Genomic DNA, 11,722 nt, shown 5'->3' with positions numbered 1-11,722 from the left:
TCTGCGATGAACCTAAAAAAAACCCGGCGCTGCACTGGGCAGCGCCGGGTCCATATACGCTCGGTCGAGCGTTTATCGCAACAGGTACAGGAAGTGCAGATGCTTCTCGTACTGGTCGAGGATATCGCCGATGAGCTGATCCTTGGTATAGCCCACGACGTTGTACTGCTGACCGCCTTCACGCAGGAAGACCTCGGCACGGAAGTGCTCGCGTTCCTTGGCCTTCTGCTGCTCTTCGCGGCGGGTCAGCGCACCCATGTAGAACGTGGGCGCGGTGAAGCGACGCGCACGCACGCCGTAGACGAAGTCGATCTCGGCGCCGTGGTCGACGTCCAGATAGCAGCGATCGTCCTCGACGCTGATCTTGGTGCTCATGCCGCTTTCCTCGAACTGCTTCGACACGGCCTCCATGGCCGGCTGAACCACGTTGGTCAGGAAAGCGTCCACCTGCTTGCGGCGCGGCGAGCTCACCAGCGTCTGCAGACGATTCTGCCAGCTGCCGCCGCCGAAGCCGGCAACGTTGGAGGGCGTGTTCATGGCATGACGCAGGCTGTCCTGCTTGACCAGCTCGACACTCAACGACCGGTACAGGCAGTACGCCATCACCAGCAGCATGACGGTGATCGGCAGCGCAGACGCCAGCGATGCCGCCTGCAACGCGCCGATACCGCCCGCAGCCAGCAGCACGATGGCCACCACGCCTTCCAGCACGGCCCAGAAGATACGCTGCCATACCGGCGGCTCGTCGCCATCCTTGGCGGTGAGAATATCGATGACCAGCGAGCCGGAGTCGGACGAGGTCACGAAGAAGGTCACCACCAGCAGGGTGCCGAGAATCGAGGTCAGCCAGGTGAACGGGAACTGTTCGAGGAAGACGAACAGCGCGGTCGACGTGTTCTCGTCGACGGCGTCGAGGATGGTGCTCATGCCGTCGACCATGATCATGTGCAGCGCGCCGTTGCCGAAGGCGGTCAGCCACAGGAAGGTGGCACCGACCGGCACGATCAGTACGCCGAGCACGAACTCACGAATCGTGCGGCCACGCGAAACGCGCGCAACGAACATGCCCACGAACGGCGACCAGGAAATCCACCAGGCCCAGTAGAACAGCGTCCAGCCGCTCATGAAGCTCTGGGTTCCTTCGTTGCCGGTATATACCCAGGAATTAAACGTCATGTCCACCACCGAGGACATGTAGTTGCCGATGTTCTGGATAAACGACTGGAAGATGAACAGCGTCGGCCCCATCACGATCACGAACAGCAGCAGGGCAGCCGCCAGCCACAGGTTGAGTTCGGACACGCGACGGATGCCGCCATCGAGGCCGAGCACGACCGACGTCGTGGCCAGGCCAGTGATGATGGAGATGAGAACGATCTGGGTGGTCAGACCTTCCGGCACGTCGAACAGGAAGTTCAGACCGGAGTTGACCTGCTGGGCACCAAAACCCAGCGACGTGGCCACGCCGAAGAGCGTGCCAAAGACCGCCAGCACGTCGATCGTATGGCCGATGGGGCCATAGATACGCTTGCCGATGAGCGGATAGAGCGCCGAGCTCATGCGCAGCGGCAGATCGCGACGGAAGCTGAAGTAGGCCAGACACAGACCCACGACCGCATAGATCGCCCAGGCGTGCACACCCCAGTGGAAGAAGGTGATGCGCATGGCCGAGCGCGCGGCCTCGGCGGTCTCGGCGGTACCTTGCGGCGGGTTCGTGTAGTGCATGACCGGTTCGGCCACGCCGTAGAACATCAGGCCGATGCCCATGCCCGCGGAGAACAGCATCGCGAACCAGGACACATAGCTGAAGTCCGGTTCACTATGGTCGGGGCCCAAGCGGAACTGGCCGAAGCGCGACAACGCCAGCACGATACAGAACACCAGGTATACGCCGACAGCGCCCAGATAAAGCCAGCCGAACGTATCGATCAGCCAGGTCTGCATCCCGCTGAAGAAGTCGTTGGCCTTGTCCGGAAAGACCGCGCCGAATACGACGAGTACGGCGATGACCGCCACTGATGGAAAGAACACAGGCGGATTGATGCCCGCCTTCGTAGGTTGATCGCTATCGCTCATGCACTTCTATAATCGTGAATTCCCTCCTATACCTATAACACGACTGTCGTTCATTAACGACAGCTTAATCAGAACGAAAGCCTCGCAAGAATGGGCACAAATACTGATGGCGCCTACAATCCAGCGGGATTGCCGAAGCGTGCAGTAAACACGAATTCACTCAACGCCCGGCGCTCCCGAGGCTTGGTATCGCGCTCGATAAGCGCCTGATTCATGTGGTTCGAAGTCTCGCGGTAGCCGATGGCCAGAGCGGTGAAGGCCTCGGCATGGTTCGGGATGTCGAACGCGATCCGCGCCGCATCCGGATCGAGCCCGATCATCTGATGCACGAACAGCTTGCGCGTGGTGGCCTCGGTCGCGATATTGGCCGAAGCTAGGCCCAGGTCGTGCTCGGCAGCCTTGTTCGGCTCACCGGTGCGCGTAAACGTACGTACCACCAGGCCCAGCGCCAGAACCGGCGCATTCTGGGCCCAGGCGCGGTTGCCTTCGACCAGGCATTCGAGAATGCGTGCATGGGTGTCGTCCTGGCCTTTCACGCCAACGATATAGCGCCAGGGCTGCTCGTTGTAGGACGACGGTGCCCAGCGGGCGGCCTCGAATACGCTGGCCAGATCCTGCATGGGCACCGGTTTGTCGCTAAAGGCATAGGGGCTCCAGCGCACGGCAAGCGTGTTGTGGATGCTGTGATCGGTCGCTGCGTTCTTGGTCATGCCCCTATCCTTGCGATTGTGTCGGCGTATGTCGCGACTGTGTCAGAGGCTCAGCGCCGTGGCCAGTCGGGCTACCTTTTCGCCCTGATAGCGCGCGATCGAGAGTTCCTTGTCGCTGGGCTGGCGCGAGCCGTCACCACCGGCATAGGTCGACGCGCCGTAGGGCGAGCCACCGCGCAGTTCGGAAATATCGAACAGCTCCTGTGCACCCGCATAGTCGACGGGCACGATCAACATGCCGTGGTGTGCCAGCGTGTTCCAGAACGAGGTGATGGTGGTTTCGTTGCCGGCACCGGTGGCGCTCGATGTGAATACACTGCCGAACTTGTTCACCAGCTTGCCGTTGGCCCAAAGGCCGCCGGTCTGGTCCAGGAACGTGCGCATCTGGCCGGCCATGTTGCCAAAGCGCGTAGGCGTGCCGAACACGATGGCGTCGTAGTCGGCGATTTCGCCCGGCTCGGCCACCGGCGCCGATTGATCCATCTTGGCGCCCGCGGCTTCCAGCGCATCGTCGCTCATGGTCTCGGGCACGCGCTTGAGCGTGACCTCGACGCCGTCGACGCTCTTGGCGCCCTCCACGACCGCGTTGGCCAGCGTCTCGATATGGCCATACATCGAGTAATAAAGCACCAGTACCTTTTTCATCACAAACTCCTTGTTAGGTCGTGTACATGCGGCATCGCTTGCCGCTCACCGGCCTCGTCGCCGGGCGCGAGTCACGATTGACAACCACCCGTACACGACTCGGCTTGACTGCAGCCAACATAAAGCCGTGCTGCGCGCGAAGAAAGCGAAGCCTTTTGGCATACTCATTCAAATTTTCTGACTGATATCGTCTTTCGTGAGCGCTCAAGGTTTGCCTGTTCGGCTCGAAGCACTGGAAACGCTGGATGCGATCGACCGCTACGGCAGCTTTGCGGCAGCGGCCGCATCGCTGTATCGGGTGCCGTCGGCCATCTCCTACACCATCAGCCAGCTTGAAACAGATCTTGGCCTCGCCGTGTTCGATAGAAGCGGGCATCGCGCCGTACTCACGCCGGCCGGACGGCTTCTGCTCGAGGAAGGCCGTCGTATCCTCACCGCCAGCCGCGAACTGGGCGCTGCCGCGCAGCGGCTGGCCGACAACTGGGAGCCGGAGCTGCGCATCGCTCTCAACGGCCTCATTGCCCCCGCTGAACTCTGGCCGGCGCTGGCCGACTTCCATCGCGCCCATCCGGCGATCGATGTTCGCATTCGCGAGGAAATCCTCGGCGGCACCTGGGAGGCGCTCATCGAAGACCGCGTCGATCTCGCCATTGGCGTGGCCGATCCGCCGACCAAGACCGGCATCCAGCGTGCGCCGTTCAAGGCTGTGGACTTCGTGTTTTGCTGTGCGCCCGATCATCCACTCGCCGGTCACACACAGCCACTCGCGGACGATGCGCTGCGTATTCACCGGGCCGTAGTGGTTGCGGACAGCGCTCGTACGCTCACGCCGCGCAGCGCCGGCCTGCTGGACGGCCAGCCCCGGCTGACCGTCGCCAGCATGCACAGCAAGATAGACGCGATCGAACAGGGGCTCGGCGTGGGCCACTGCCCGAGCGGCTGGGTAAGCGAGCGGCTGCGCGATGGCCGGCTGGTCGCCTGCGAACTGGCGATCCCGCGCGAGCCGCACCCGTGCTATCTGCTATGGAAAAGCACCGCCGGCGGGCGCGCACTGAAGTGGTTCATCGATCGGCTTTCGATTGCGCGTTAGCCGCGACTGGCCGCCTGCCGCCGTCGATCAGTTGATGCCGCGCGCTTCGCAGATACGCTCGTAGGCCGCGCCGATCTCGCGCGTTTTCTCCTCGGCCATCTCGCGCATGCTCTCGGGCATGCCCTTGGCAGCGAGCTTGTCCGGATGGTTCTGGCTCATCTGGCGGCGATAGGCTTTCTTGACTTCGCTATCGCTGGCCGAGGAATCCACGCCGAGCACGGCATAGGCCTGTTCGATCTGCTCCTTCGGATCCACGCCCGCTTTCGAGCCCATGCCGTCGCCGGAGGCGCGACCGGGCCCGCCGCCGGAGAGCATCGCCTCGAGCTGGCGGATTTCCATTTCCGACAGGCCCAGCGCACGGGCCACGCGCATGAGCATGTCGTGCTCGGCGTTGCTGACCTTGCCGTCGGCCGCGATCGCGGCAATCTGCACCTGCAGAAACATCTGGTGCAGCGCACGCTGGCCGCGCGCGACCTTGCGAAAGCGTGCGACCTCGCCGTCGAGGTCGAAATCGTCGGCCTTGCCGCGATTGAACGAGGCCCGTGCCTGCGCCTTCTGCTCGTCGTTGAGCCGCAGCTTGGCGAACAGATCCTCGGCCACGCGAATCTCGTCGCGGGTGACCTGGCCATCGGCCTTGCACAGCGCGCCCATGACCGCGAACGTGGAATCCAGAAACTGGGCGCGTATGGTGCCCAGCGCGCCCTTGAGCAGGGTCATCGCCAGCATCTGCGCGCCGGCAAAACCCAGAACGCCGCCCAGCAACACGCCAGGAAAACCCAGTATGGCGCCGCCGATGACGGCGCCGATGATCATTGCGATAAGCATGGGCGTGATTCTACCTGCAGCGCACGTAATGTGCTCAGGCGCACCGGCCGAACGCGGCGGCCCTTGTCGTCATGTATTTGTCATCGCAATGTCACATTGACGGCACAAGGTGTGCATCGGCCGCAGACTGCGGCATCGATCAGCCATTGCATTCACGAGCGCCGGGGACCTGTCATGTCGCGTTTCGCTATTCGTTTCATTCTTGGCACCGGCCTGATGGTCGCGCTGATGGCAGTGGCCGGCTGTGCCGGGGTACGCCAGCTCGATACCGGCACGCAGCCGGGCGCGGCCAGCGCCGAACTGTTCGTCCCCTACCAGTTCCAGGTGCAGGCGATCGACGGCACCGTGCTGCGCGAAAACTTCTATACCTTCGACGGTCGCGACCAGACCCTGCGGCTTGCGCCCGGCGAGCACGAACTCGTTTTACGTTACTTCGATCTGATCCAGAACAACGAGGATCGCACCGACGACTACGCCCGCGTGCTCTCGGAGCCGATCACCGTCAGCTTTACCGCCCGCGCGAACAGCCAGTACGCGGTCACCGGCGACCGGCCGGCCACGCCCAGCGCCGGTGAAGCCTTTGCCGCCAATCCGACCCTGACCATCGAAAACCGCGCCAGCGGCGATACCGTCAGCGGCGACGTAGCCGTGGCCGAACCGGAAATCGAAACCATCCGCCGCGGCAATACCGTCTTCGCCCCCGTGGGCAAGACCCCGGCCGCCAGCGCGGACGCGCCGCAGCCGGCGCCGGAGAACGCGCCGCCGCAGTCGCTGCAGATGCTCAAATATTGGTGGAACACCGCCAGCCAGGCCGAGCGCGATCGCTTCGAGGCCTGGCGCAAGCAAAGCGCGCAGTAATGGGCCTGGGCAACTCGAACGGCGGCGATTATCCGATGGCTGCCTCGACCACATCGCCATCGCCCAGCACGAAAACGCGCTCGCCCGCGGCCGGCGAAATACGCTGGCCGCCGGCAAAGCTGCAGAACGCCGGCAGCATCAAGCCGTCGGCATGGCGCCAGAACACGGGCGCGCGCAGCCGTTCGCGGCCCGCGCCCAGATGAACCACCGGGTGCACGTGGCCGGCGAGCACCGGCCCGCGCCCATCTGCCTCGGGTTCGTGGCGTAGCACGAAAGGCGACTCGAACAGGCTGCCGGCATGCCAGCGCACGTCGCAGTCGATAGGCAGGCGCTCACCGCGGTCGTGGTTGCCGCGGGTCACGATCATCTCCACCTGCGCATGCTGCTCGCGCCAGGCGGCAAAGCGGGCCAGCCATGGGGTATCCGCGGCAGGCGGCGCATGTACGAAATCGCCCAGCACGATCAGCCGCTTTGCCTGCGTTTCGGCAAGGGCCCTGCCCAGTCGCGCCAGATCCGTATCGGTCGTGCCGCTGGGCACGCCCAGGCCCTGCTTGCGGAATACGCCGGCCTTGCCGAAATGGGTATCGGCCACGAACAGGGTCGAACGGGCCGGCCAGTACAGGCTGTGATCGCCGCGCAGACACAGCCGCTCCCCGGCCAGTTCCAGCTCGACCTGATGGTTTACGCGCGGGCGTTCAGCGCTTAGCGACATGGCGTTTCAACAGTCCGCAAATACCGGCGAAAGAAGCCATGATATCGGCTGCGCTCAAGCGAGCAGCTTGTCTGCGAACGGCCCGCAGAAGTTGGGTCCGGCTTTCAGCGCTTTCCTATCCGTCTTCGCATTTGCACGTCTTGCGTTCATTTGCGCACCGCTTTCGTCGGCTTATCCGCGGCTTTTTCCAGTTGCACGGTCATGCGCTCGACCCGGTCGCGCCAGGATTCGTTCGACACCTGGCTGGCCACCCGCTCGACCCAGAGCGGAAAACCCAGCGGCGTAAGCCGCGGCGGGTTGGCCACGCACAGCGACTGATCCGCGATGCGTTCAAGAGCGGCAGACACCCGATTGAACTCCAGCTCGCGTTCCAGCACTTCGCGCCGGGCCTGATCGAGCAGCAGATTGCCCGCGTCGTAGCGGGTGAGCACATCGAAGACCAGCCCGCTGGAGGCCTGTACCTGACGCGCGCTCTTGTGCGCGCCCGGGTAGCCGGAAAACACCAGGCCGGCGATACGGGCGATATCGCGAAACGCGCGCTTGGACAGCTCGGCCGCGTTCAGGCAGGCCAGCAGGTCCTCGACCAGATTGTCGGGCGAGAGTGCGGCGCGCAGCTCGGCCTGGCTGAAATCGACCTTGTTGCGGGTGACGAGTTCGAAGCCGTAATCGTTGACCGAAAACCGGAACGAGGCCTTGTGAATACGCGCGAGTCGCCAGGCCACCAGCGCGGACAGACCTTCATGCGCCAGCCGGCCGGCAAACGGATAGAAGAACCAGTGCCGGCCTTCGCGGCTGGTGACGTGTTCGATGAGCAGCTCGTCGGCGGCCGGCAACGCCGACCAGCGACGCTGGATTTCCAGCAGATCGCGGATCGCGGCCAGCTCCGGCTCGCGATAATCGTTGTCGCGGGCGGCTTCCAGCAGGCTACGGATGGCATCGGCCAGGGTGCCGGAGATTGCCATGCGCCCGCCGGCCCAGCGCGGCACCTGCCGGTTCTTGCGCGTGGCCGCTTTCACGTAGGCGGTGAGTTCGCGTACGCGCACCAACTCCAGCAGGCGTCCGGAAAACAAAAACACGTCGCCCGGCTTGAGCTGGGCGATGAAGCGCTCTTCGACCGTGCCCAGACGCCCGCCTTTCATGAAGCGCACGCTCATGGCCGCATCCGAGGTGATCGTACCCATGGTCATGCGATGACGACGGGCGATACGCCGATCCGTTACCTGCAGTCGGCCGTCGATGCGCTCGACGCGCTGAAACTCGGGATAGGCCGACAGCGCCGCGCCGCCGCGGGTGACGAAATCCAGCGTCCATTGCCATTCGATATCGGATAGATCGCGATAGGCCCGGCTGCTGCGTACTTCGTCGAGCAGCGCGTGTTCATCCGCCCCGCCCTCGCGCGTGCTGCCCAGTGCACGGGTCACGATATGCTGGGACAACACGTCGAGCGCGCCGGTCAGCGGCGTGCGCGCTTCAATATCGCCGGCCAGCGCCTTGCGTCTCGCGGCGGCGATCTCGACCAGTTCGAAGGCATGGGTGGGCACACACAGAATACGGCTGGCCGCGCCCGGGCGATGGCCGGAACGCCCGGCCCGCTGCAGCAGCCGGGCCACGCCCTTGGGGCTGCCGATCTGGATGACCTGATCGACCGGCGAGAAATCCACCCCGAGATCGAGGCTTGAAGTGGCCACCACGCAGGCCAGGCGCCCGTCGGCGATCATCGCCTCGACCTGTTCTCGCAGGCCGCGATCGAGCGAGCCGTGATGCAGGGCGATGCGTTCCAGCCAGTCCGGGCGGGCACGCAGCAGCGCCTGGTGCCACAGCTCGGCCTGGGAGCGGGTATTGGTGAACAGCAGCGTGGTTTCGGCGGCTTCCAGGGCTTCGATCACCGGCTCGACCAGGCGTGTGCCCAGATGCCCGGCCCAGGGGAAACGTTCGATCGTGGCCGGAATGAGCGCGTCGATACGGGTTTCGGCCGGGACCAGGCCACGGATTTCGCGCGCGGGGCGGCCGCCGGTGAGGGCATCTGCGGCCTCGTCGATATTGGCCAGCGTCGCCGACAGCCCCCAGGTGCGCAGATTCGGACGCAGGCTGCGCAGCCGTGCCAGCGCCAGCTCGAGCTGTACGCCGCGTTTGGTGGACAACAGTTCGTGCCATTCGTCGACCACCACGCCGTCGAGCTGGCCGAACAGCGTTTCGTGGTTGGCATAGGAGAGCAGCAGCGCCAGACTCTCCGGCGTGGTGACCAGCGCACTCGGCAGCTTCTTGCGCTGGCGGGCCTTGATATGGCTTTTGGTATCGCCGGTGCGCTGCTCGACGGTCCAGTTCAGGCCCAGTTCGGCCGCGCTTGCGGCCAGATGCGCCGTGGTATCGGCCGCCAGCGCGCGCAGCGGCGTAATCCATAGCAAGGTCAGGCCCGGCGTCGCGCTCGGATCGTCGCTTCGGGCCAGCCAGTCGCCGAGTGCGGCGAACCAGGCCGCCAGGGTCTTGCCGGTGCCGGTCGGTGCATGGATCAGGCCCGACTCGCCGCCAGCATAGGCTGCCCAGGCCTCGCGCTGGAAATCGAATATCTGCCAGTCGCGGGCGGCGAACCAGCCCTCGATGCGCGCCTCGGCCGGCCCCATTCAGCCGCGCTTGCCGGGGTTCCAGCGTGCGGCCACGGCCCGCGCCTGTTCGGCGACCCAGGGAAAGCGACGCTCGAAGCGGCGCAGCTGTTTCTGGACCCAGATCGAATACGGCGCCAAAAGAATCGCCGAGATAATCAGAAACAGCACGCCCTGCAGAATCGGCAGCACCAGCCCGGCGATCCCCAAAAGAAAGAAGAACACGCCCAGACCGATACGCACATAGTCGCGCCAGGTCATGTCCGCAAAGCGAATTCGCGTGGGTTCGGGCTCGGACGACTGATTCGGCGATTGCGGTGCGGTCATGACACCCGCCGCGGAGTTGCACAGCTCATTCGATACGTTCCTCGATGGGTAGCAGCGCCTTCACGCCGTCGAGCGTGTCGGCGTCTTCGATACGCTTGTCGTGTCGCCAGCGCGCGATACGCGGAAAGCGTACGGCAATGCCGGACTTGTGGCGGTTGGACGCCTGAATGCCCTCGAAGTGCAATTCGAATACGTGGGTGGGCTCGACCGAGCGTACCGGGCCGAAGCGCTCGCGCGTATTGCGGCGGATCCAGTGATCGACCTGGCCGATCTCTTCGTCGGTGAGCCCGGAATAGGCTTTTGCGAAGGGCACCAGATTGTCGCCGTCCCAGACCGCGAAGGTGTAGTCGGTGAGCAGGTTCGAGCGCCGACCGCTGCCGGGCTGGGCATAGAGCAGCACGGCATCGATGGAATACGGGTCGACCTTCCATTTCCACCAGTCGCCGCGGGTGCGCCCCACCCGATACGGCGAGTGTGCGCGCTTGAGCACGAAGCCTTCGGTGGCGAATTCGCGGCTGCGCTCGCGCAGGGCGGCGAGTTCGTCCCAGCCGGTGGATTCGACGTTGGCGGACACCGCGATCCGGGCATCGGTATCGAGCCCGTCGATCAACGAGGCCAGCTTCGCGCGGCGGTCTTCGATCGACGACTCGCGAATATCGGTGCCGTCGTATTCCATCAGGTCGTAGGCCAGAAAGCGCACCGGATGCTTGGCCTGCATCTTCGCCGACGGCTTGAGCCGGCCGATACGCCGCTGCAGGCGCGCAAACGGCAGCGGCCGCGGCTCGCCCTCGGCCCAGGCCAGAATCTCGCCGTCGAGCACACAGCCATCGGGCAGATCGGCCGCGGCCGCTTCGAGCTCGGGAAAACGCCCTTCCATGAGGTCTTCGCCGCGCGACCAGATATGACATTGGCCCTGGCGACGGATGAGCTGGGCGCGTATGCCGTCCCATTTCCATTCCGCATGCCAGTCGCTGCGCGCGCCCAGATCGGCCATCGCTTCGATCGGCGCCTGTTCGATCGGCGAGGCCAGGAAGAACGGGTACGGCTGGGCAGCGTCCTCGCCGCGATCTTCGGGGTCGATCAGGCGTTCGAAGAACTGCGGCGTGGGCTGCCAGCGACCCATCAGTCGATGGGCGATCCGTGCGGGCTCGATAGCGGCCGTTTCGGCCAGTGCCCGGGTGACCAGCCGCCGCGACACGCCCACGCGAAACGCGCCGGTGAGCAGCTTGTTGAGCGTGAAGCGCGCATCGGTGGGCAGCTCGCGCCAGAAGCCGATGATTCGGGCCTTGCGCTCGTCGTCTTCCAGATCGCGCAACGGCAGAATGCGTTGCTCTACCCAGTCGTGCAGGGCGATATCCAGGCCGGCATCACCGGTTTCGATTTCATCGAGCAGCAGGGTGACGGTTTCGGCCAGATCGCCGACCGCCGAATAGCTTTCCTCGACCAGCCAGAGCGGCATGTCGATCGCCTCGGCCGTCCATTCGCGCAGCCGGGCGGAGGGAATCAGCCGCTTGATACGCCGGCCGCACAGAAACGACACGGCCCAGGCCGCATCCGCCGCAGGGGCGGACGCGAAGTAGTCGCGCATGGCGGCGATCTTGTCGTTGGTCGCGGTACTGGCATCCAGACGCGTGTACAGCGCGGTGAATCGACGCATGGCTAGCGCCCGGCCACGGCGCGCCGCCGCACGGTCCGGGTGCAACGCCAACCACTGACAGGGCGCGTCATCGGCTGGTCATCACGGGCGCAAGAACGTCTTTGCTGTCGCATCAAAGACTTGGCCCTCAGCGGTTGAGGTGTGGCGCGCGGGTTGCATAACGTAGTCACTCCATTTGAAAAGATTGCGGCGAGACGCCGTATACCGGCGGCACCGTGACGG

General features: G+C 64.7%; 10 protein-coding genes. 2 read left to right on the top strand and 8 right to left on the bottom strand.

What is annotated here, in order from left to right:
- Positions 1 to 72 precede the first annotated feature (72 nt).
- The 3 genes from C84B14_RS16680 to wrbA all read right to left on the bottom strand — a co-directional run bounded on the left by C84B14_RS16680 (position 73) and on the right by wrbA (position 3,431).
- Positions 73 to 2,076: a BCCT family transporter gene (locus tag C84B14_RS16680; protein ID WP_348766259.1), complete on the bottom strand. Its 2,004-nt coding sequence runs from the start codon at positions 2,074 to 2,076 to the stop codon at positions 73 to 75.
- Positions 2,077 to 2,189: 113 nt separating this feature from the next.
- Entirely contained in the window at positions 2,190 to 2,786 is a 597-nt protein-coding gene (locus tag C84B14_RS16675) for a nitroreductase family protein (RefSeq protein ID WP_353225800.1), read from the bottom strand.
- Between the two features lie 42 nt (positions 2,787 to 2,828).
- Positions 2,829 to 3,431, bottom strand: coding sequence for an NAD(P)H:quinone oxidoreductase (wrbA, locus tag C84B14_RS16670; protein WP_353225798.1), 603 nt, complete (start codon positions 3,429 to 3,431; stop codon positions 2,829 to 2,831).
- A gap of 196 nt (positions 3,432 to 3,627) precedes the next feature.
- Between wrbA and C84B14_RS16665 the strand changes: the two genes are divergently transcribed.
- Complete coding sequence (locus C84B14_RS16665) at positions 3,628 to 4,521, top strand: LysR substrate-binding domain-containing protein (protein ID WP_353225796.1); 894 nt, start codon at positions 3,628 to 3,630, stop codon at positions 4,519 to 4,521.
- A 27-nt stretch (positions 4,522 to 4,548) separates the two neighbouring features.
- Here the strand turns inward: C84B14_RS16665 and djlA are convergent, their stop codons facing one another.
- Positions 4,549 to 5,346, bottom strand: coding sequence for a co-chaperone DjlA (gene djlA, locus C84B14_RS16660; protein ID WP_348766255.1), 798 nt, complete (start codon positions 5,344 to 5,346; stop codon positions 4,549 to 4,551).
- A 174-nt stretch (positions 5,347 to 5,520) separates the two neighbouring features.
- On the opposite strand from djlA, the gene C84B14_RS16655 reads away from it, so the two are divergent.
- Positions 5,521 to 6,204, top strand: coding sequence for a DUF2057 family protein (locus tag C84B14_RS16655; RefSeq protein ID WP_353225794.1), 684 nt, complete (start codon positions 5,521 to 5,523; stop codon positions 6,202 to 6,204).
- Positions 6,205 to 6,232: 28 nt separating this feature from the next.
- On the opposite strand, the gene pdeM is transcribed toward C84B14_RS16655, so the two are convergent.
- From pdeM to C84B14_RS16635, 4 genes are all read right to left on the bottom strand, one after another.
- Positions 6,233 to 6,916, bottom strand: a complete 684-nt coding sequence (gene pdeM, locus C84B14_RS16650; RefSeq protein WP_353225792.1) for a ligase-associated DNA damage response endonuclease PdeM — start codon at positions 6,914 to 6,916, stop codon at positions 6,233 to 6,235.
- Positions 6,917 to 7,062: 146 nt separating this feature from the next.
- Positions 7,063 to 9,537, bottom strand: a complete 2,475-nt coding sequence (locus C84B14_RS16645) for a ligase-associated DNA damage response DEXH box helicase (RefSeq protein ID WP_353225790.1) — start codon at positions 9,535 to 9,537, stop codon at positions 7,063 to 7,065.
- Positions 9,538 to 9,843, bottom strand: coding sequence for a YbaN family protein (locus C84B14_RS16640; RefSeq protein ID WP_353225788.1), 306 nt, complete (start codon positions 9,841 to 9,843; stop codon positions 9,538 to 9,540).
- 25 nt (positions 9,844 to 9,868) lie between these two features.
- Positions 9,869 to 11,500 carry an ATP-dependent DNA ligase gene (locus C84B14_RS16635; protein ID WP_353225786.1) on the bottom strand — a complete coding sequence of 544 codons (1,632 nt, stop codon included), beginning with the start codon at positions 11,498 to 11,500 and terminating at the stop codon, positions 9,869 to 9,871.
- Between the last annotated feature and the right edge of the window lie 222 nt (positions 11,501 to 11,722).

It is taken from the genome of Salinisphaera sp. C84B14, from assembly GCF_040361435.1.
Classification (GTDB): domain Bacteria; phylum Pseudomonadota; class Gammaproteobacteria; order Nevskiales; family Salinisphaeraceae; genus Salinisphaera.
This window is presented reverse-complemented; position numbering and strand designations above follow the sequence as displayed.

Bases quoted from the DNA above. Each gene is read 5' to 3' on its own strand.
- C84B14_RS16655 (WP_353225794.1), top strand. From the start codon at position 5,521: ATGTCGCGTTTCGCTATTCGTTTCATTCTTGGCACCGGCCTGATGGTC.
- C84B14_RS16640 (WP_353225788.1), bottom strand. From the start codon at position 9,843: ATGACCGCACCGCAATCGCCGAATCAGTCGTCCGAGCCCGAACCCACG.
- C84B14_RS16645 (WP_353225790.1), bottom strand. From the start codon at position 9,537: ATGGGGCCGGCCGAGGCGCGCATCGAGGGCTGGTTCGCCGCCCGCGAC.
- pdeM (WP_353225792.1), bottom strand. From the start codon at position 6,916: ATGTCGCTAAGCGCTGAACGCCCGCGCGTAAACCATCAGGTCGAGCTG.
- C84B14_RS16635 (WP_353225786.1), bottom strand. From the start codon at position 11,500: ATGCGTCGATTCACCGCGCTGTACACGCGTCTGGATGCCAGTACCGCG.
- C84B14_RS16680 (WP_348766259.1), bottom strand. From the start codon at position 2,076: ATGAGCGATAGCGATCAACCTACGAAGGCGGGCATCAATCCGCCTGTG.
- wrbA (WP_353225798.1), bottom strand. From the start codon at position 3,431: ATGAAAAAGGTACTGGTGCTTTATTACTCGATGTATGGCCATATCGAG.
- C84B14_RS16675 (WP_353225800.1), bottom strand. From the start codon at position 2,786: ATGACCAAGAACGCAGCGACCGATCACAGCATCCACAACACGCTTGCC.
- djlA (WP_348766255.1), bottom strand. From the start codon at position 5,346: ATGCTTATCGCAATGATCATCGGCGCCGTCATCGGCGGCGCCATACTG.